This is a genomic window from Streptomyces sp. NBC_00178 (assembly GCF_036206005.1).
Lineage (GTDB): Bacteria > Actinomycetota > Actinomycetes > Streptomycetales > Streptomycetaceae > Streptomyces.
Genome location: NZ_CP108143.1, coordinates 1,853,026 through 1,872,456, shown reverse-complemented (window position 1 = coordinate 1,872,456; position 19,431 = coordinate 1,853,026). Strand labels below are relative to the sequence as shown.

The window sequence follows — 19,431 nt, the reverse complement described above, 5'->3', positions numbered from 1 at the left end:
GTCGTAGGGTCGCCTGAGTCCTCGCGCTGGGGAGCGCGGGCAGCCGTCGACGGGGAGGGACCGACACCTATGGCAGCGCAATTCGGCCGCAGACTGCGCAGGGGGGCCACCACCACCGCGGTGGCGGCGGCAGCCGTGGCAGCCCTGTCGGCTTCACAGGCACCCGCGGCACCGCATCCCGGCACCGCCGGCGACCAGGCGGCGGCCGGTGCGGCACCCGCCGGGGACAGCGCGGCCACCGGCAACTCCCCGTACCACACGGACCTTCCGCCGCTCGTCACTCCGGACAGGCCCGGCGCTTCGTCGAACCTTCCGGTGACCGGCAGTGCCGAATCCGGGATACCCGCCTCGATCCTGGCGGCCTACAAGAAGGCCGAGCAGGGTCTCGCGGGCACCGACGCCGCGTGCCGGCTCCCCTGGCAGCTCCTCGCGGCCATCGGGAAGGTCGAGTCGGGACAGGCACGGGGCGGCAAGGTCGACGCGAACGGTACGACCCTCTCCCCGATCCTCGGCCCGGCCCTCAACGGCCAGGGCTTCGCACTGATCAAGGACACCGACGGCGGCGCGTACGACGGGGACTCGACCCACGACCGCGCGGTCGGCCCGATGCAGTTCATCCCGTCCACCTGGGAGACCTGGGGCCAGGACGGCAACGGCGACGGCCGCAAGGACCCCAACAACATCTACGACGCGGCGCTGGCCGCCGGGCGCTACCTCTGCGCCGGCACCCGCGACCTGTCGCTCGCCCAGGACCTCGACCGGGCGGTGCTGAGCTACAACCACTCGCAGGAGTACCTGCGCACGGTGCGGTCCTGGTTCGACTTCTACAACCGCGGCACCCACGAGGTCCCCGACGGCACCGGCGTCCTCCCGGTGGGCACGAGCGGCAGCACCACGACCCCGCCGGTCACGTCCCCGTCCGGGCAGGGCGGCGGCGGCAGCACACCTCCGCCGAGCAGCGGCCCGAAGCCGCCGGCGCAGGGCGGCGGCAAGCCCCCGGTCACCGACCCCACGCCGCCCCCTCCCACGAAGCCGCCGACCACCCCGCCGACGACCCCGCCCGCGCCGGCGACCCTCGGCAGCCTGGAGAACGCGGGCACCGCACCGCTCAAGGCCACCGCCGGCGACGCGTTCGCCCAGCGCGTCAAGGTCCGGGCGAGGAACACCCTCGGCGCCCCGCTGGCCGGTGCGAAGGTCACGTTCACCGTCGTCGGTGACACCGACGCCCGCTTCGCCGGCGGCAGGACCATGGTCACGGCGAGCACCAGAAGCGACGGCACCGTCACCGCCCCGATCCTGACGGCGGGTGAGAAGACCGGCGAGTTCAAGGTGACGGCCGTCGCCGGCACCGTCAAGCCGCGCACCCTCACGTACGCGGCGAGCGTCGCCGCGCGACAGGCGGACGCCCTCGCGCGGACCGACGACAAGGTGCTCACGGCAGCCCCCGGCGCCGCGTTCGCCGACCGGGTCCAGGTGCGGGCGACCTACCGGGGTCAGGGGCTCGCGGACACCGCCGTCACCGCCACGATGATCACCGACGCGGAGACGCCCGCGGAGAACGACAAGGGCCCGCACTTCAAGGACGCGGACGGCAAGGCCGTGCGCACCCTGGACCTGACCACCGGCGCCGACGGGCTCCTGGAACTCCCGGAGATCTACGCCGACGACGCCGCGGGCACCTACAAGCTGCGGCTCACCACGGCGAACGGCGTCGTGCTGGTCATCGAGCTGAAGGTCGAGGCCGCCCCCGAGGCCTGACCCGCGAGGACACCGGGCGCCCGGCCCCGCGGCAGGGCGCCCATCAACCGTCGCCCGGTGCGGGCCCGGGGGTGCGATGTCCCCGCGCCCGAACATCCGCTCAGGCCGCACTCCGGGCTCTTCCGGTCCGACGGCACGGTCGCCGGGCGGGCATCGGCCCGGTCCGGCGACGCGCCGCCGACGGCTTCACCGCGAGCCCGACGGCTTCACCGCCGGCCCGCCGGTTCGCCTGTGCACCCGCGCGTCCGCGTGCGCACCCGTGCGTCCCCAAGGTGTACCGGAAGGGCCGACCCCCGGACCGTGCACCCGAGTTCAGGCCCCGGGACCGTCGCCCGCCCCCGGATGCCCGAGGCGGTGCGGAAGACCGGACCGCCGGAGCCCCACGGCGCGCGCGGCCCCGTACGTCTACTCCCGGCGCAGCCGCGCCGACGTGAAGCGGGTCGCCTCCGTCGTCGTCGGGTCCTCCGGCCACGGGTGCTTCGGATAGCGGCCCCGCAGCTCCGCCCGCACGCTCCGGTACCCCTCCCGCCAGAACGACGCCAGGTCCGCCGTCACCGCCGCGGGCCGGCCGGCCGGTGACAGGAGGTGGACCAGCAGGGGCACCCCGGCGACCCGGGGCGTCTCCCGCAGCCCGAACAGCTCCTGGAGCTTCACCGCGAGCACGGGCTGCTCGCCGGCGTAGTCGAGGCGGATCCGGGAGCCGCTCGGCACCTCGATCCGCTCCGGGGCGAGTTCGTCGAGCCGGGCGGCGTCCCCGGTCGACCACGGCAGGAGCCTGCGCAGCGCCTGTCCCGCGTCGATCCGTCCCAGGTCGGCGCGACGCCCGGCCCGTGACAGTTCCGGCTCCAGCCACTCGCCGGCGTGCTCGAACAGCGCCTCGTCGGACACGTCGGGCCAGGGTGTGCCGAGCACCCGGTGCAGGAACGCGAGCCGCAGCCGCAGCTGTTCGCCGTCCCTGCTCCACCGCAGGAGCCCGGGCCCCTCCCGGCGCAGTCCCTCCAGCAGCGCCCCGCGCACCAGCTCCGGAGCGGGCCGGCGCAGGGGCCGCACCGACAGCTCGACCGCGCCGAGGCGCTCCACGGACCGCGCCACGACGTCGCCGTCCGTCCAGCGGACCTCCTCGCCGGAGAACCGCAGGTGCCCGGCCGCGAGACGGGCCGTGTCCTCGTCGATCACCGCCGCCAGCCTTACCCGCGCGGACGCCGCGTGGGCCGGCCGGTCGGCGACCGCGACGGCGAGCCACGGGGCGCTGCGCAGCCGTGAGCCGTCCCCGAGTCCGGCGCCCGTTCCCGACGCCATCAGGAATGCGCCCTCGCCCCGTGCGCGCGCCACGCGTTCCGGGAACGCCAGGGCCGCGACCAGACCCACCGCGGCGTCGTCCGTACCGGCGCCCCCGTCAGCCCCGCGCTCCGCCCCGTGGCCGGCGGACCGCGACAGCCGCCGCACCTCCTGCCGCCACCGCGCGGCGTAGCCGTCCCCGCCCCGCCGTGCCGTGCGCAACGCGTGCGCCAGGTCGTCGCCGTACTCGCGCGGCGGCTCCTCGCTCAGCAGGGCCACGACCTCCGCCGCGCGCCGCCCGCCCACCTCCCGCGCACCGTCCAGGAGCGCGCGGGCCAGCCGGGGATGCAGGCCGAGCCGGGACATCCGCACGCCCCGGTCCGTCGCCCGTCCCGCGGCGTCCACCGCGCCGACCGCACCCAGCACCTCGCGCGCCGCGCCCATCGCCCCGGCGGGCGGGGCGTCCAGGAGCGCGAGCCCGGAGGCGTCCGGGTCGCCCCAGCACGCGGCCTGGAGGGCGAAAGCCGCCAGGTCGGCCACCTTGATCTCGGGGGAGGGGTAGGCGGCCAGCCTCCCGTCCTCCGCGGCGTCCCAGCAGCGGTACACCGCGCCCGGCGCCTCACGTCCCGCGCGGCCCGCCCGCTGGCGTCCGGCCGCCCGCGACGCGCGTACGGTCGTCAGCGAGCCGAGCCCCCGCGCGTGGTCGGTGCGCGGCTCCCTGGCCAGCCCCGAGTCCACGACGACCCGCACACCGGGCACCGTCAGGGACGACTCGGCGACGGAGGTGGCCAGCACCACCCGCCGGCCGCCCGAAGGCCCGGCGAGCACGGCGTCCTGCACCGCCGCCGGCGCGCGGCCGTGGACCTGGAGGATCTCGGCCCCCGCCCCGGCGAGCATCCCCGCGACGCGGCCGATCTCCCCGACGCCGGGCAGGAAGCACAGCACGTCGCCCTCCCGCTCGGCGAGGGCCCGGCGCACCACGCCGGCCACATGCGTCAGCAGGGCCGGGTCGACCCGCATCCCGTGCGGCGGCCGGACCGGCGCGGCCGGCGGCGCCCACACCACCTCCACCGGGTGGGACACGCCCCTGGCCTCGACGACCGGGGCGTCGCCCAGCAGCCGTGCCCAGCCCTGCGCGTCCGTGGTCGCCGACGCCGCGACCAGCCGCAGCTCGGGCCGGATCGTCTCGCGTACGTCGAGGAGGAAGGCCGCGGCCGTGTCCGCGTCCAGGTGGCGTTCGTGGCACTCGTCGACGATCACCACATCGGTGCCGGGGAGCTCCTGGTCGCGCTGCAGGCGCTGGAGCAGCACGCCCGTGGTCACGACCTCCACCACGGTCCCGGGCCCCACCACCCGCTCCCCGCGCACGGTGAACCCGACCCGGCCGCCGGGCTGCTCGCCGAGCAGCCACGCCATCCGCCGCGCCGCCGCCCGGGCGGCGATCCGGCGCGGTTCCGCGACGAGCACACGGCGCGCGGGCCCGCCCCCGGTCAGGCCGGCGAGCACCAGGGGCACGAGGGTCGTCTTGCCGGTCCCGGGCGGGGCGCAGAGCACCGCGGCCCCGCGCTCGTCGAGGGCCCGCTCCAGGGCGGGCACGGCGGTGCGGACGGGCAGCAGGTCCAGGGCGTCGGTACGGATCACGCCCCCAGTCTCGTACGCCGCCCCGGTGAGGGGCGCGGCCGGTGCCTATGCGCCGTCGCGGCCGTCCCGCTCGCAGACGAAGATCGCGGTCCCGGGGATGAGGTTGCCGCGCAGCGGGGACCAGCCACCCCACTCCTGGTCGTTCCAGGCGGGCCACTCCGGCTCCACCAGGTCGATCAGGCGGAACCCGCCGGCGACGACGTCCCGCACCCGGTCGCCGAGCGTCCTGTGGTGCTCCACGTACACGGCGTCACCCGCCTCGTCCTGCTCGACGTACGGCACCCGGTCGAAGTAGGAGGCTGCGACGGAGAGGCCCTCGGGCCCCGGTTCGTCGGGGAACGCCCAGCGGATGGGGTGGGTGACGGAGAAGACCCAGCGCCCGCCGGGCCTCAGCACCCGGTGCACCTCGCGGAACACCTGCACGGGATCGGCGACGAACGGCACCGCGCCGTAGGCGGAGCAGGCCAGGTCGAAGGCGCCGTCCCGGAAGGGGAGCCGCCCCGCGTCGGCCTCGACCAGGGGGACGCCGCCACCGATGCGCAGGGCGTGCTGGAGCTGCCGGTGGGAGAGATCCAGGGCCACCGGCCGGGCGCCCTGGGCGGCGAGCCAGCGGGAGCACTGGGCGGCGCCGGCGCCGATCTCCAGGACGTCGAGCCCCTTCAGGGCCGACGCGGGCCCCAGGAGCCCGGCCCCGGCCTCGTCGAGCCCCTCCGGGCCCCAGACGAACCGGTCGTCGCCGAGGAAGGCCCCGTGGTCGCTCTGGTACTCGTCCGCGTTGCGGTCCCACCAGCCGCGGTTCGCACGGCTGCTCTCCGCGTCACCGGCGTCCCGGCGGGTCGCTTCGGGTTCGGACGCCTGCATGTCTTGGCTCATCGTGCCCGTCGTTGTAGTTTGCCTTCACCCGCTGCGCGCGGTGGCTCCACGGGCCGTACGGGTGAGTACGTCCGTGTGCGCACGAGACCGCGCCGTGGCCGATGTGGCCTCGGTGAACGTGAGTTGTGCCGGGATTGGGGCGTTCCGCCCCGGGTGTGCGCCTTCGCGCATTGACCCTGTCCGGCCACCCCCGTATGCTACAAGTTGCGCTGCGAGCCTGCGCGCCTCAGACCTAGCAGGCCGCGCTCGCGTCTGTTGCATGTCCCCTCGGTTGTCGAGGCGCCTTTCCGGAAGCGGACAGGTGCTTTCCCGGCTGTCCGGCTTCTGCAGAGGCGATACGGGCTTTCGGCGTAGCAGTACCTACGACTCACTGTCCGTACCGGAGCCCTTTCCCACATGACGAGCAGCACCGAGACCACCGCCACCACTCCGCAGGTTGCGGTCAACGACATCGGCGACGCGGACGCGTTCCTCGCGGCGATCGACGAGACGATCAAGTACTTCAACGACGGCGACATCGTTGACGGCGTCATCGTCAAGGTTGACCGGGACGAGGTCCTCCTCGACATCGGTTACAAGACCGAAGGCGTCATCCCGAGCCGCGAGCTCTCGATCAAGCACGACGTCGACCCGAACGAGGTCGTCAAGGTCGGCGACGAGATCGAGGCCCTGGTTCTCCAGAAGGAGGACAAGGAAGGCCGCCTGATCCTCTCGAAGAAGCGCGCTCAGTACGAGCGTGCCTGGGGCACCATCGAGAAGATCAAGGAAGAAGACGGCATCGTCACCGGTACCGTCATCGAGGTCGTCAAGGGTGGTCTCATCCTCGACATCGGCCTCCGTGGCTTCCTCCCGGCGTCGCTCGTCGAGATGCGTCGCGTCCGCGACCTCCAGCCCTACGTGGGCAAGGAGCTCGAGGCCAAGATCATCGAGCTGGACAAGAACCGCAACAACGTGGTCCTGTCCCGCCGTGCCTGGCTCGAGCAGACCCAGTCCGAGGTCCGCCAGACGTTCCTCACGACCCTCCAGAAGGGTCAGGTCCGCTCCGGCGTCGTCTCCTCGATCGTCAACTTCGGTGCCTTCGTGGACCTGGGTGGCGTCGACGGTCTCGTGCACGTCTCCGAGCTGTCCTGGAAGCACATCGACCACCCCTCCGAGGTCGTCGAGGTCGGCCAGGAGGTCACCGTCGAGGTCCTCGACGTCGACATGGACCGCGAGCGCGTCTCGCTGTCGCTCAAGGCGACGCAGGAAGACCCGTGGCAGCAGTTCGCCCGTACGCACCAGATCGGGCAGGTCGTTCCCGGTAAGGTCACCAAGCTCGTTCCGTTCGGTGCGTTCGTGCGCGTCGACGAGGGCATCGAGGGCCTGGTCCACATCTCCGAGCTGGCCGAGCGCCACGTGGAGATCCCGGAGCAGGTCGTCCAGGTCAACGACGAGATCTTCGTCAAGGTCATCGACATCGACCTCGAGCGCCGTCGCATCAGCCTCTCGCTGAAGCAGGCCAACGAGGCCTTCGGTGGCGACCCGGCGTCGGTCGAGTTCGACCCGACCCTGTACGGCATGGCCGCGTCCTACGACGACCAGGGCAACTACATCTACCCCGAGGGCTTCGACCCCGAGACCAACGACTGGCTCGAGGGCTTCGAGTCGCAGCGTGAGGTCTGGGAGACGCAGTACGCCGAGGCGCAGCAGCGCTTCGAGCAGCACCAGGCCCAGGTCATCAAGTCCCGCGAGGCCGACGAGGCCGCTGCTGCCGAGGGTGCTGCCGCCCCGGCCGGCGCTGCCCCGGCTGCCTCCGGCGGCAGCGGTGGCGGCGGCTCGTACTCCTCGGAGTCCGCGGACAACTCCGGCGCCCTGGCGTCGGACGAGGCCCTGGCCGCCCTGCGCGAGAAGCTGGCCGGCGGCCAGAGCTGACGCTCTGACCCCGACCGCTCATCGGCTGCGGTAGCTGTAGAGCTGTAGGTGAGGCCCGTCCCCTTCGGGGGGGCGGGCCTCACTCGTGTCCGGAACCCCGCAGGCATTCGCGTCAGGAACCCCGCGGGCAGGGGGCGCGACACGAGCAAGACCGGGTGCGGCCCCACCCCCCGGGGGGGCGGGTGCGTGACCGGGCGGCCGAAAACGCCTGTCCTCCGGGGCCACGGCAGGGCTAGGGTGCGCGGATGACCTTGAAATGGGAACAGGTGATCGTGCACTCCGCCGACCCGGCGGGCCTGGGGCAGTGGTGGGCCGACGCGCTCGGCTGGGTGGTCGTCCACGCCTCCGACGACGAGTTCGAGATCCGCCCGGAACCCGACCGGATGCCGGGGCTGGACTTCGTGCGGCTCGACGAGGCCGGGAAGACCAAGAGCAGGCTGCACCTGGACTTCCGGCCCGACGACCAGGCCGCCGAGGTGGCGCGGCTGGTGGCGCACGGCGCAAAGCGTGTCGACATCGGCCAGGGCGAGCAGCCGTGGGTCGTGCTGGCGGACCCCGAAGGCAACGAGTTCTGCGTCCTCGGCCCCCGGCGTCCCTGAGGGGCATGACGCGGTGGCACAACTCCACCGGCGGACCCCCCAGTTCCGGCGTCGGACCGCCGCCGCTGCGCTCAACACGTCTGCTGCCGGGGCGACTTCGCCGGTGCCCCGTCCGGCCGCGCCCGCGCCCCGTGGGCCCGGGCCCCTCCTCCGTACGGCCCGCCGCTGCGGTGCCGTACGCCCCCGGCCTCGCACCACCGCGTGTGAAAGCGGCCCGGGCGGGAATGCCGTGGCCAGGCGGGGTGTTCTTGTCGGGGAACACGAGGAGGAGCGGTAACCGTGCCTGAACCGCAGAGTTTGTACGAATGGGAGCCGAAGGGCCTGGCCGTCGTCGACATGGCGCTCGCCCAGGAGTCGGCCGGTCTGGTCATGCTCTACCACTTCGACGGATACATCGACGCGGGTGAGACCGGCGAGCAGATCGTCGACGGCCTGCTCGACACACTGCCGCACCAGGTCGTGGCCCGCTTCGATCACGACCGGCTCGTCGACTACCGGGCGCGCCGCCCGCTGCTCACGTTCAAGCGCGACAGGTGGACCGCGTTCGAGGCGCCCACCCTGGACGTCCGGGTCGTGCAGGACGCCACCGGCGCCCCCTTCCTGCTGCTGTCCGGGCCCGAGCCAGACGTGGAGTGGGAGAGGTTCGCCGCCGCGGTGGAGCAGATCGTCGAGCGGCTCGGAGTGCGCCTCGCCGTCAACTTCCACGGCATCCCGATGGGCGTCCCGCACACCCGTCCGGTCGGTGTCACCCCGCACGGCAACCGCACCGACCTGATGCCCGGGCACCGCAGCCCGTTCGACGAGGCGCAGGTCCCCGGCTCGGCCGAGGCACTCGTCGAGTACCGGCTGATGGAGGCCGGGCACGACGTCCTCGGCGTGGCGGCCCACGTCCCGCACTACGTCGCCCGGTCCGCCTACCCCGACGCCGCGCTGACCGTCCTGGAGGCGATCACGGCCGCGACCGGCCTGGTGCTGCCGAGCATCGCGCACACGCTGCGCACCGAGGCGCACCGCACGCAGACCGAGATCGAGCGGCAGATCGGGCAGGGGGACGAGGAACTCGTCTCGCTGGTCGAGGGCCTGGAGCACCAGTACGACGCCGTGGCGGGCTCCGAGAGCCGCGGCAACCTGGTCGCGGAGCCGGTCGACCTTCCGTCGGCGGACGAGATCGGCCTCGAGTTCGAGCGCTTCCTCGCCGAACGGGAGGGCGACTCCTGAGCTCCGGCGGCCGGCCGACGGCGGGTTCCGCCCGCCGAGCCGCTCCCGGCTCCCGGTGACGGGACGGCGCCACCGGCGTCCCCCCTCCTGCTCCCCGCCCCGGAGATCAGGGGGTGTCCCGCCCGGGCGCCGGAGGACAGCCCCTATGCTCGGCGCATGCTGAAAGTGGGCCTGACCGGCGGGATCGGCGCCGGCAAGAGCGAAGTGTCACGGCTGCTCGCACACCTGGGAGCGGTGGTGATCGACGCCGACCGGATCGCGCGCGAGGTCGTCGAACCCGGCACCCCGGGGCTCACAGCCGTCGTCGAGGCCTTCGGGCCGGACATCCTCAGGCCCGACGGCTCGCTCGACCGTCCCGCGCTCGGCTCGATCGTGTTCTCCGACCCCGAGCGCCTGGCCACCCTCAACGGCATCGTGCACCCGCTGGTCGGGGCCCGGTCCGCCGAGCTGGAGCGGGCCGCGGCGGACGGCGCCGTCGTCGTCCACGACGTCCCGCTGCTCACGGAGAACGGACTCGCCCCGCTCTACGACCTCGTCGTGGTCGTGGACGCGAGCCCCGAGACGCAGCTCCACCGCCTCGTCACGCTGCGCAGCATGACGGAGTCCGACGCCCGGGCCAGGATGACCGCCCAGGCCACCCGCGAGCAGCGGCTGGCCGTCGCCGACCTCGTCGTCGACAACGACGGTCCGCTCGACGGCCTGGAACCGCAGGTGCGCGCGCTGTGGGCGCAGCTGACGGAGAAGGCCGCCGCCATCTGAGCCCGCGGCCGCGCGGAATACCGGCCCACGACCGGATGTTGAGAAGCGGAACCCGAGGGGAAGGATAGGACCGTGCCCGAGAGCAACCCGGAAACACATGTCATCGACTTCCGTGCGGCGGAGCAGTTGCTCGCCGCCCGGGACCCCCGGGGCGCGGTGAAGCTGCTCGACTCCGTGATCGCCGCCCACCCGGAGAACACGGCGGCCAGGCTGTTGCGCGCCCGGGCCTTCTTCGCCGCCGCGCAGCTGCGTCCGGCCGAACTCGAATTCGAGCTGGTCCTGGAGCGCGAGCCCGACAACGCCTTCGCGCACTTCGCCCTGGCCCGGACCTTCCAGCGGGCGGGCCGCCCGGAGCAGGCCAAGCGCCACTTCCGGCTGGCCGCCGCGCTCGACCCGAAGCCGGAGTACCTCGAGGCCGCGCGCTTCGACGACAGGGCCTGACCGCACCCGCCCGGCGGCGTACCACGGTGACCGGGCGTCCGGCCTGATCACGGAAGTGCCCGGCGGGCCACGAGTGGACGCGGTTTCGTCCCTCGCCGCCGGCCGTGGCGCGTGACGCGGCGGCCACCCTTCACGACCGCTCGTCCCCGCCGCCGGTTCCCACCCGCCGTGGCGGGTCCCCTCGGCGGTGACGGCTCCGGCCGACCGGGTCGGGGACGTACGCGGGGACGTCCCTGCCGGGCTGGAAGCGCGCGCCCTGCCGCATGTGGCGGACCACGAGGCAGAAGTCCGTGACCGTGACCACCAGCAGCACACCGCAGGCGGTCGCCCAGCCGGCCCGGTCGACGACCAGGAAGGCCGCCAGGCCGAACGCGGCCCAGAGCATGCCCCATAGACTCAGCCAGAGCCGCATCCGCAGGGGGCTGCGCGCAGTGGACGGTTCACTTCCGGTACGCATCGCCATCGCCTCCCCTCCAGCATGACCCCACGGAGCGGCGCGGGGAAACGTGACGACGGGCCGACGACGACGGGGAGCGGGCTGTGAAGACGACGGCGGGGCGGGAACGCGGGGCGGGTGGCGCGGCGGCGTGGGGTGACGGCGCCGTCAGGCGGTCCAGGGTCCGGGGCGCGCTCCTGGGCGGTGCGGTGGGGGACGCACTGGGCAACCCCGTCGAATTCCTCTCGCTCGACGGGATCCGCCGAGCGCACGGCGAGCAGGGTGTACGCGGCCTCGTCCCCGACGAGGACGGCGTCGCCGGGCGCGTCACGGACGACACCCAGATGTCCCTCTTCACGGTCGAGGGCCTGATCAGGGCCCACGTCCGGGCCGCCGCCACGGGTGCCGCGGTCGACGAGGCCCCGTTCGTCCGCGACGCCTACGCGCGCTGGCTGGACACCCAGAACCACCCGTCACCCCCGGCGCGCGGCGGGGCGAACCGCGTGCGGACCGGGTGGCTGAGGCAGCAGCCCTGGCTGTACGCGCGCCGTGCCCCCGGCAACGCGTGCCTGACCGGTCTGGCGTCCGGCCACACACCCGGTCCCGAGACACCGCCGGTGCTCCCCGGTCCGGTCAATCCGCACTCCAAGGGCTGCGGCACCGTGATGCGGTCGGCGCCGTTCGGCCTGCTGGGCGGGGACGCCGCGACCGGGTTCGGCCTGGCCGTGAGGTGTGCGCTGATCACCCACGGGCACCCCACCGGGGCCTACTCGGCGGGTGCGCTCGCGGCCGTCGTCACCTGTCTGCTGGAGGGCGACTCACCGCAGGGCGCGGTGCTGCGCGCACTGGAGCTGCTGGGCCGCCATCCGGGCCACGAGGAGACGACCGCCGCGCTGCGGGCCGCGGTCGTCCTGGCGGCGCGCGGCCGGCCGACGGCCGAGCGGGTCGAGACCCTGGGCGCGGGCTGGGTGGCCGAGGAGGCCCTGGCCATCGCCGTGTACTGCGTGCTGGTGCTCCCCGGGGCCGACGAGGTGGCCGAGGCACTGCTGCTCTCGGTCAACCACTCGGGCGACAGCGACTCCACGGGCGCCGTCTGCGGCAACCTGCTGGGCGCGCTCCACGGGGAGGCGCGGCTGCCGGCGTCGTGGCTCGCGGCGACCGAGGGCAGGTCCGTCATCGCGGAGCTCGCCGACGACCTGTGCATGGAGTTCGATTCCCCGGTGGCGTGGCCGGAGGGCCGCTACCCGGAGTGCTGAGGGGGGAACGCCGTGTACCGCCGGGTCGTTCCCCATGCATGAGTGGACGACTGACACGTCAGGGACACACGGGGACGGGGCCCGGCGCGATCACCCCGGACGGCTGCGCGGTCGAGCTGTACGCCCGCCTGTCCGCCGGCGCGGAGCCGGAGGTCATCGGATCGGTCGTGCCGCCCGGCGCGAGCGTCCTCGAACTCGGCTGCGGGGCGGGCCGGGTGACGCATCCTCTGGTCGCGCTCGGGTACGAGGTGACCGCGGTCGACGAGTCGCCGCAGATGCTGGAACGGGTCCGGGGCGCCCGCACGGTGCTGAGCGCCATCGAGTCGCTGGACCTCGGTCAGGAGCGCTTCGACGCGGTCGTGCTCGGATCCTTCCTGGTGCACAGCAGCGAACACCGCGTCCGGGAAGGGCTGTTGCGGACCTGCCGTAGGTACGTGAAGGACGGCGGGTCCGTGCTCGTGCAGCGGGAGGGCGCGGACTACCGCACCGGCCTGCCCCGGGAGCGTGAGGACGCCGCGGCGGGGTGTGTCATCCGGATCCTCTCCGCGGAACCCGTGGGCGACAGCGTGGACGAGGTACGCGCGGAGTACGTCTTCGAGGACGCGCACTGGACCCAGACCTTCCGGTCGCGGCAGCTGTCCGAGGAGCGGTTCGAGGAGTGTCTGGGGGAGGCCGGCCTGGTGGTCGACCGCTGTCTCACCCCGGACGGTGTCTGGGTGCTCGCCAGACCGGACGAGCGCTGAGGGGCCCCGGAACGGACACCGGGGCGCGCCGCACGGCGGCCGGCGACCAGGGACGGCCGGCTGCGCGCCGGGAGCGCCGGACCGGGGGCGCGTGGGGCGATGAGTTCCGGGGGCCGGAGCGGTCTACCTCCCCGTAAGCGCCGGTGAGGCCCCGCGGTGGGAGCCGCGCCCCTCGTCGGCGCACTCCGTCCACGCGACCCTCCGAGGAGACCGCCATGTCCGCAACCGCCGCTCCCACCCCGGGAGACACCCGTGCCACCGCGCCGCGCCGCCGGGTGGCCGCCGCCGCCCTGACCGGGGCGCGCTACGCCCTCGCGCTGTTCCTCGGCTTCAGCGCGGTGGCCAAGCTCGTCGCCCACGAGTCCGCCGTCGCGTCCTTCGACAGGATGGGCTGGGGCAGCGGGGCGATGTACACGATCGGCGCCCTGGAACTCGCCGGGGCGGTGGCCCTGCTGGTCCCGCTGCTGGCCGGCGTGGCCGCGATCGCCCTCGCCGGACTGCTGGCCGGGGCGGCCGTCGTGCAGCTGACCCTGCTCGATCCGCCGAACGCGGTCATGCCGGCCCTGCTCGTCGTCCTGGCCGTGTTCATCGCCCGTGACCGGCGGGAGCGCACCGCGGACCTGTTCGCTCTCCTGCGCGGGCGGGAGGCCGGTGCCGGTCAGTGGATGAAGCGGTAGCTGCGCCACAGGGCGCGCGGGGTGTTGGTGTCGGTGAAGGTCGTCGCCACGTAGGCGGTCCCCCGGCCCGAGCAGTCGCGCGTGGGGTACAGGACCATGTCGATCAGCGTCCGGTTGTCGACCTTGCTGGCACCGCCGGGGGCGAGCTTGTGGCAGCCCTTCACCGACGGGCTGTGCACGCTGACGACCTCGTCCCCCTCCGTGACGTAGGTGACCGGTCCGACCGCGGTACGCCCGAGACCGGAGCAGCCCGTGACGGCGAGGGTGAGGACAGCCGCGCCGACCGCGATGCGGGTACGTCGGCGGAGAACGGTGGGGGTCGCGCTGAGGGACATGGGCGGGTCCTCATCTGCTCGTCCGGCTCATCGGTACGTCACGGAGACGTGCTGGCGCTGGCCACCCTGCCCGGTCCGCCCGGCGTCGGCATCCGGTGCGCGTCCGGCCGGGGCCGGAGGCACCCGGACAGAGGTTCGAGGATGTGCGTATCGGGCATATCGTGGTAATAGAGCCGAGATGGCAGAGCGCGGCAGCGCTTCCCCGGCGGAGGTGCCGCGACGCGCTCCCGGACGCAGGGGGCCGTGATGGTCCAGGTACTCGTGATCGCGGTGGTGGCGGTCCTCGCGGTGTGCGCGGTGTACGCGATGTCCGCGGCCCGGGTCGTCAAGCAGTACGAACGGGGTGTGGTGCTCCGCCTCGGGCGGCTCCACGACGCGGTGCGCCCCCCGGGGCTGACCATGATCGTTCCGGGCGTGGACCGGATGCGCAAGGTCAACATGCAGATCGTGACGATGCCCGTGCCCGCGCAGGACGGCATCACGCGGGACAACGTCACCGTGCGGGTGGACGCCGTCATCTACTTCAAGGTGGTCGACGCGGCGAGCGCGGTCGTCCAGGTGGAGGACTACCGGTTCGCGGTCTCCCAGATGGCGCAGACGTCCCTGCGGTCGATCATCGGCAAGAGCGACCTGGACGACCTGCTGTCCGACCGCGAGAAGCTGAACCAGGGACTGGAACTCATGATCGACAGCCCGGCCGTGGGCTGGGGCGTACAGATCGACCGGGTCGAGATCAAGGACGTCTCCCTGCCGGAGACGATGAAGCGTTCCATGGCCCGGCAGGCCGAGGCCGACCGTGAACGGCGCGCGCGGGTCATCAACGCCGACGCGGAGCTGCAGGCGTCGAAGAAGCTCGCCCAGGCGGCCCAGCAGATGTCGACCCAGCCCGCGGCTCTTCAGCTCCGTCTGCTGCAGACCGTGGTCGCGGTCGCCGCGGAGAAGAACTCCACGCTGGTGCTGCCCTTCCCCGTGGAACTGCTCCGCTTCCTGGAGCGCGCCCAGCAGGACCGGCCCCAGGCATCCGGGGACGGGGCCGCGGACGCCGCGCCCGCCGGGCCCGCGCCCGGCCCGGCCGCGCCGGACCCCTCCGCCGCCGCCCCGGCTTCCGGCGGGACCCCGCCGGAAGCGGACGGCCCTCCGGATCCCGGCCCTCCGGAACAGCCGGAGCCCGCGGCCGAGCGGGAGTCCGGTGCGCTGCCCTTCGTCCGCCACTGAATCCGCCCGCCCCGTCCGCGGTGCCACGGCCGGGGCGGAACGCTGTCACACCCCCCGCCTAGACTCGTCCGAACAGGGCAATCGCGGCCGGACCGAGGCAGGAGAGGGGTGGTGCACGTGGCGCGGCAGGCGTACGACGAGACCACCGACCGGCTGCTGCGGTGCGCCGCCGTGTTCGTCCCGGACACCCTCCCCAGGGACGGCCGGATCCTGTTCTGGGACCCCGAGGGGTCGGCCGGTCCGATGAGCCTCTTCGGTGAGCCGGGCCCGGGCGGGACCCCGTACACGGTCACCGAACTCACGGTCGCCGTCCCCGACGGCGCGGGCGGCGCACGCACCCGCACGGTGGCGGCCGTGGAACTCCCCGTCGCGGAAGCGGTCCCGCTGCTCGCCCGTGCCCGGCACCGGGCCGCGGCCCACCCCGCGACCCGCGCCTGGGGGGCCGCGGCGCTGCACGCGCTCACCCTCGTGGCGCGCGGCAGACTCCTGCCGGGGCTGACCGCCGAGGATCACGACGCGTGGCGGGCCGGGCCGCGCGATGCCGAGGACATCGCGCACCTGAGGGCCGTCGCCGCCTCGATGCCGCCCGAAGGCCACGCCGTCCCGGTGCCGGGCGCACCCCTGCGCGTCCCCGAACCCCGCGCACTGCTCGGCGCGTTCCTGGACGCCGTCGCCGACACCCTGCCCCGCACACCGGCCGCCGCCCACGCCATGGGCGCCCCGTTCGCCGCCCGCGCGGCGCAGCACCTGCCGGACGCCCGCGCATGGGCCGTCGAGGTGGCCTCCGGACTCGACGCGGGGGTGCGGATCTCGCTCCGGCTGGACCTGTCGTCGTACGACCTCTTCGACACGGCCGACGACGCCCCCGACACGGCGCGGGAGGGCGCGCACGCCGCACGGCACGCCGCCGCGGCCATCACCCAGGTCCACAGCCTGGCCGATCCGACGTACGTCACGGACGCCGCCGCGCTGTGGAGCGGCGCGGCGGGCGAGCCGTTCGGACCGAGGGCGAGGATCGACGCCGTGCTCGCGCTGCGCCGCGCCGCGCGCGTCTGGCCACCCCTGGAGCGGCTGCTCGACCAGCCCGTGCCCGACGTGCTCGCCGTCACCGAGGACGAGCTCCACGAACTGATCGGCCCCGCCGGAGCGCGCCTCGCCGATGCGGGAATCGCGCTCCACTGGCCCCGGGAGCTCGCCCGCTCGCTCACCGCGGCCGCCGTGGTCCGGCCCGCGCCGGGCTCCGCCACCGACGGCACCTCCTTCTTCGACGCCGAGCAGCTCTTCGCCTTCGACTGGCAGCTCTCCCTGGGGGACGACCCGCTCACCGAGGCGGAGATGGACACCCTGGCCGAGGCGCACCGGCCCGTGGTGCGGCTGCGGGACCAGTGGGTCGTCGTGGACCCCGCGCTCGTCCGCAAGGCACGCAAGCGGGAGCTCGGGCTCCTCGATCCCGTCGACGCCCTCGCCGTCGCCCTGACCGGCAGCGCCGAGGTCGACGGCGAGCAGGTCGAAGCGGTACCGGCCGGGGCGCTCGCCGCGCTGCGCGAACGCATCCTCGACGAGGACGCCACCCTCCCGGCCCCTCCCGGCCTCGACGCCACCCTCCGCGACTACCAGCTGCGCGGCCTCGCCTGGCTGGACCGGATGACGTCCCTCGGGCTCGGCGGCTGCCTCGCCGACGACATGGGCCTCGGCAAGACGATCACGGTCATCGCGCTGCACCTGCACCGGGCGCACACCGCCCCCACCCTGGTGGTCTGCCCGGCCTCCCTCCTCGGGAACTGGCACCGCGAGATCAACCGCTTCGCGCCCGGTGTGCCCGTCCGCCGCTTCCACGGCGCCGACCGCACCTTCGGCGGCTCCGACGGCGGCTTCGTGCTGACGACCTACGGCACGATGCGGTCGAGCGCCGAGCAGCTGGCCGGCCACACGTGGGGGCTGGTCGTCGCCGATGAGGCGCAGCACGTGAAGAACCCGCACTCGTCGACGGCCAGGGCGCTGCGCACCATCCCCGCCCCCGCCCGCGTCGCCCTGACGGGCACCCCCGTCGAGAACAACCTCTCCGAACTCTGGGCCCTGCTCGACTGGACCACCCCCGGTCTGCTCGGTCCGCTCAAGGCCTTCCGCTCGCGGCACGCCCGGATCGTGGAGAACACCGGCACGGCCGCCGGCCTGGGCAACGAGGAAGCGGTCGAGCGGCTCTCCCGGCTGGTCCGCCCCTTCCTGCTGCGCCGCAAGAAGTCCGATCCCGGTATCGCCCCCGAGCTGCCGCCGAAGACCGAGACCGACCACCCCGTCTTCCTCACCCGGGAGCAGGCCACGCTCTACGAGGCGGCGGTCCGCGAGACGATGGCGTTCATCGAGCAGTCGGAGGGCATCGCCAGGCGCGGGCTGATCATGAAGCTGCTGGGCTCGCTCAAGCAGATCTGCAACCACCCCGCGCAGTACCTGAAGGAGGAGCCCACGCGGCTCGCCGGGCGCTCGGGCAAACTCGCCCTGCTCGACGAGCTGCTCGACACGATCCTCTCCGAGGGCGGCTCCGTCCTGATCTTCACCCAGTACGTGTCGATGGCGCGGCTCCTCTCCGCCCACCTCGCCTCCCGCGCGATCCCCTCCCAGCTGCTGCACGGCGGCACACCGGTGCCCGAAAGAGAGCTGATGGTGGACCGCTTCCAGTCCGCGGAGGTCCCCGTCTTCCTGCTCTCCCTCAAGGCCGCGGGCACCGGACTGAACCTCACCAGGGCCGCCCATGTCATCCACTACGACCGGTGGTGGAACCCGGCGGTCGAGGAGCAGGCCACCGACCGCGCCTACCGCATCGGACAGACGCAGCCCGTGCAGGTGCACCGGCTCATCGCCGAGGGCACGGTCGAGGACCGGATCGCCGAGCTCCTGGAGTCCAAGCGGGCCCTGGCCGACGCGGTGCTCGGCTCGGGTGAGGCGGCCCTGACCGAGCTCAGCGACCGCGACCTCGCCGACCTCGTGTCGCTGAGGCGGACGACGTGAGCCCCGGCGCCGGACCGGCGGCGCGGCCGGGCCCCGACGATCTGCGGCGCACCTTCGAGGCGGTGCCCGCCCGCGCCACGACCGCCGACGGGCCCTTCGCGGACAGCTGGTGGGGCCGCGCCTGGGTCGACGCCCTGGAGTCCCTGTCGATGGACGGGGCCCGGCTCGCCCGCGGCCGTACGTACGCCGACGGCGGTCACGTCGCGGCGGTCACCGTCACCCCGGGCAGGGTCATCGCCTACGTCCACGGCAGCCGCCCCCGCCCCTACCGTGCCGAACTCCACCTGCGTACGTTCTCGGCGGCCGACTGGGACACGTTCCTCGACGCCGTCGCGGCCAGGCCCGGGCACCTGTCCGCTCTGCTCGACAAGGAGATGCCGCACTCCCTGGTGGACACGGCCGAAGGGATCGGCATCAGGCTGCTGCCCACCGCCGGTGACCTGGACCCGGACTGCTCGTGTCCGGACCGGGGACGGCCCTGCAAACACGTGGCGGCGCTCTGCTATCAGACGGCGCGGCTGCTCGACAGCGATCCGTTCGTCCTGCTGCTGATGCGCGGCCGGGGCGAGCGCGAACTCCTCGAGGAGCTCGGCCGCCGCAACGCCGAGCACTCGGCCCGCGAGCGTCCCGAAGCCGCCGCGATGCCCTCGGTCCCCGCCGGTGAGGCCCTGGCCGAGCGCTTCCTGCCGCCGCTTCCCGCGCCGCTGCCCGTCCCGCCGTACCCCGGGGAGCCGCCGGCCTTCCCGGAGCTGCCCGGCGCCCGCGACCCGCTCGGCCTCGAGCACCTGGCCTCGGACGCCGCCGCCCGAGCCCACGCACTCCTGACCACCGGACAGGATCCGCTGGCCGGCTTCGGCATGTGGCAGGACGCCGTGCGGATCGCCGCGTCCAGGCCCACCGCCGGACTCACCGCCACGACCAGGGCGCTCTACCGCGAGCTGGCCTTCGCCACCGGCCGCAGCACCACCGACCTGGCCCGCGCGGTCGCCGCCTGGCGGCAGGGCGGAGCCGAGGGGCTCGCCGTGCTGGAAACCCCCTGGGACCCGCCGGCCGGCCCGTTCGACCGGGCCAGACCTGCCCTCGCGGCAGCCGACTTCCCGCGCTTCCAGCCCCGGCGCAACCACCTGACCAACGCGGCGGGCACCCTCCAGCTGCGCTTCGGACACGACAGCCGCTGGTACGGCTACGAGTCCGACCCCGGAGAGGACGACTGGTGGCCCCGCGGAACCCCGGACCCCGACCCGGTCGCCGCCCTCACCGCGCTGCGCCCCTGAACGGCGGTCCG

The 19,431-nt window shown here is 74.2% G+C and carries 16 protein-coding genes; 12 read left to right on the top strand and 4 right to left on the bottom strand.

Annotation, left to right across the window (positions count from 1 at the left end; genetic code table 11):
• Nucleotides 1–69 precede the first annotated feature (69 nt).
• On the top strand, nucleotides 70–1,758 hold the full coding sequence (locus OHT61_RS08085; protein ID WP_329036346.1) for a lytic transglycosylase domain-containing protein: 1,689 nt from the start codon (nucleotides 70–72) through the stop codon (nucleotides 1,756–1,758).
• Nucleotides 1,759–2,163: 405 nt separating this feature from the next.
• On the opposite strand, the gene hrpB is transcribed toward OHT61_RS08085, so the two are convergent.
• Together hrpB and OHT61_RS08075 are read right to left on the bottom strand one after the other, a co-directional pair.
• Nucleotides 2,164–4,677, bottom strand: coding sequence for an ATP-dependent helicase HrpB (gene hrpB, locus OHT61_RS08080; protein ID WP_329036344.1), 2,514 nt, complete (start codon nucleotides 4,675–4,677; stop codon nucleotides 2,164–2,166).
• A 45-nt stretch (nucleotides 4,678–4,722) separates the two neighbouring features.
• On the bottom strand, nucleotides 4,723–5,538 hold the full coding sequence (locus tag OHT61_RS08075) for a class I SAM-dependent methyltransferase (RefSeq protein ID WP_443049606.1): 816 nt from the start codon (nucleotides 5,536–5,538) through the stop codon (nucleotides 4,723–4,725).
• A gap of 408 nt (nucleotides 5,539–5,946) precedes the next feature.
• Between OHT61_RS08075 and rpsA the strand changes: the two genes are divergently transcribed.
• From rpsA to OHT61_RS08050, 5 genes are all read left to right on the top strand, one after another.
• Nucleotides 5,947–7,461, top strand: a complete 1,515-nt coding sequence (rpsA, locus tag OHT61_RS08070; protein WP_277334515.1) for a 30S ribosomal protein S1 — start codon at nucleotides 5,947–5,949, stop codon at nucleotides 7,459–7,461.
• Nucleotides 7,462–7,706: 245 nt separating this feature from the next.
• On the top strand, nucleotides 7,707–8,060 hold the full coding sequence (locus tag OHT61_RS08065) for a VOC family protein (protein ID WP_329036337.1): 354 nt from the start codon (nucleotides 7,707–7,709) through the stop codon (nucleotides 8,058–8,060).
• A 279-nt stretch (nucleotides 8,061–8,339) separates the two neighbouring features.
• The gene (locus OHT61_RS08060) at nucleotides 8,340–9,278 is read left to right on the top strand and encodes a PAC2 family protein (RefSeq protein ID WP_329036336.1); all 939 of its coding nucleotides are present in this window, start codon (nucleotides 8,340–8,342) and stop codon (nucleotides 9,276–9,278) included.
• A 156-nt stretch (nucleotides 9,279–9,434) separates the two neighbouring features.
• Nucleotides 9,435–10,037, top strand: coding sequence for a dephospho-CoA kinase (gene coaE / locus OHT61_RS08055; protein WP_329036335.1), 603 nt, complete (start codon nucleotides 9,435–9,437; stop codon nucleotides 10,035–10,037).
• A gap of 72 nt (nucleotides 10,038–10,109) precedes the next feature.
• Nucleotides 10,110–10,478: a tetratricopeptide repeat protein gene (locus OHT61_RS08050; protein ID WP_329036334.1), complete on the top strand. Its 369-nt coding sequence runs from the start codon at nucleotides 10,110–10,112 to the stop codon at nucleotides 10,476–10,478.
• A gap of 130 nt (nucleotides 10,479–10,608) precedes the next feature.
• Here the strand turns inward: OHT61_RS08050 and OHT61_RS08045 are convergent, their stop codons facing one another.
• Nucleotides 10,609–10,890, bottom strand: coding sequence for a DUF6343 family protein (locus OHT61_RS08045; protein ID WP_329043144.1), 282 nt, complete (start codon nucleotides 10,888–10,890; stop codon nucleotides 10,609–10,611).
• A gap of 128 nt (nucleotides 10,891–11,018) precedes the next feature.
• Here OHT61_RS08045 and OHT61_RS08040 point away from each other — a divergent pair, with 128 nt between their 5' ends.
• The 3 genes from OHT61_RS08040 to OHT61_RS08030 all read left to right on the top strand — a co-directional run bounded on the left by OHT61_RS08040 (nucleotide 11,019) and on the right by OHT61_RS08030 (nucleotide 13,590).
• Nucleotides 11,019–12,170, top strand: coding sequence for an ADP-ribosylglycohydrolase family protein (locus OHT61_RS08040; RefSeq protein WP_329036333.1), 1,152 nt, complete (start codon nucleotides 11,019–11,021; stop codon nucleotides 12,168–12,170).
• Between the two features lie 38 nt (nucleotides 12,171–12,208).
• On the top strand, nucleotides 12,209–12,913 hold the full coding sequence (locus OHT61_RS08035) for a class I SAM-dependent methyltransferase (RefSeq protein ID WP_329036331.1): 705 nt from the start codon (nucleotides 12,209–12,211) through the stop codon (nucleotides 12,911–12,913).
• Between the two features lie 215 nt (nucleotides 12,914–13,128).
• On the top strand, nucleotides 13,129–13,590 hold the full coding sequence (locus tag OHT61_RS08030; protein WP_329036329.1) for a DoxX family protein: 462 nt from the start codon (nucleotides 13,129–13,131) through the stop codon (nucleotides 13,588–13,590).
• Here OHT61_RS08030 and OHT61_RS08025 read toward each other — a convergent pair.
• Nucleotides 13,572–13,925: a hypothetical protein gene (locus tag OHT61_RS08025; protein ID WP_329036328.1), complete on the bottom strand. Its 354-nt coding sequence runs from the start codon at nucleotides 13,923–13,925 to the stop codon at nucleotides 13,572–13,574. The genes OHT61_RS08030 and OHT61_RS08025 overlap by 19 nt on opposite strands.
• 246 nt (nucleotides 13,926–14,171) lie before the next feature.
• Here OHT61_RS08025 and OHT61_RS08020 point away from each other — a divergent pair, with 246 nt between their 5' ends.
• The 3 genes from OHT61_RS08020 to OHT61_RS08010 all read left to right on the top strand — a co-directional run bounded on the left by OHT61_RS08020 (nucleotide 14,172) and on the right by OHT61_RS08010 (nucleotide 19,420).
• Nucleotides 14,172–15,140 carry a slipin family protein gene (locus OHT61_RS08020; RefSeq protein ID WP_329036327.1) on the top strand — a complete coding sequence of 323 codons (969 nt, stop codon included), beginning with the start codon at nucleotides 14,172–14,174 and terminating at the stop codon, nucleotides 15,138–15,140.
• 111 nt (nucleotides 15,141–15,251) lie between these two features.
• Nucleotides 15,252–18,146 carry an SNF2-related protein gene (locus OHT61_RS08015; protein WP_443049375.1) on the top strand — a complete coding sequence of 965 codons (2,895 nt, stop codon included), beginning with the start codon at nucleotides 15,252–15,254 and terminating at the stop codon, nucleotides 18,144–18,146.
• On the top strand, nucleotides 18,143–19,420 hold the full coding sequence (locus OHT61_RS08010) for an SWIM zinc finger family protein (RefSeq protein WP_329036325.1): 1,278 nt from the start codon (nucleotides 18,143–18,145) through the stop codon (nucleotides 19,418–19,420). Before OHT61_RS08015 ends, OHT61_RS08010 begins: the two co-directional genes overlap by 4 nt.
• Nucleotides 19,421–19,431: the final 11 nt, after the last annotated feature.

Coding starts and splice junctions, on each gene's coding strand:
- OHT61_RS08085 (WP_329036346.1), top strand. CDS start 70: ATGGCAGCGCAATTCGGCCGCAGACTGCGCAGGGGGGCCACCACCACC.
- OHT61_RS08075 (WP_443049606.1), bottom strand. CDS start 5,538: ATGCAGGCGTCCGAACCCGAAGCGACCCGCCGGGACGCCGGTGACGCG.
- rpsA (WP_277334515.1), top strand. CDS start 5,947: ATGACGAGCAGCACCGAGACCACCGCCACCACTCCGCAGGTTGCGGTC.
- OHT61_RS08065 (WP_329036337.1), top strand. CDS start 7,707: ATGACCTTGAAATGGGAACAGGTGATCGTGCACTCCGCCGACCCGGCG.
- coaE (WP_329036335.1), top strand. CDS start 9,435: ATGCTGAAAGTGGGCCTGACCGGCGGGATCGGCGCCGGCAAGAGCGAA.
- OHT61_RS08045 (WP_329043144.1), bottom strand. CDS start 10,890: ATGCGGCTCTGGCTGAGTCTATGGGGCATGCTCTGGGCCGCGTTCGGC.
- OHT61_RS08035 (WP_329036331.1), top strand. CDS start 12,209: ATGAGTGGACGACTGACACGTCAGGGACACACGGGGACGGGGCCCGGC.
- OHT61_RS08030 (WP_329036329.1), top strand. CDS start 13,129: ATGTCCGCAACCGCCGCTCCCACCCCGGGAGACACCCGTGCCACCGCG.
- OHT61_RS08025 (WP_329036328.1), bottom strand. CDS start 13,925: ATGTCCCTCAGCGCGACCCCCACCGTTCTCCGCCGACGTACCCGCATC.
- OHT61_RS08020 (WP_329036327.1), top strand. CDS start 14,172: ATGGTCCAGGTACTCGTGATCGCGGTGGTGGCGGTCCTCGCGGTGTGC.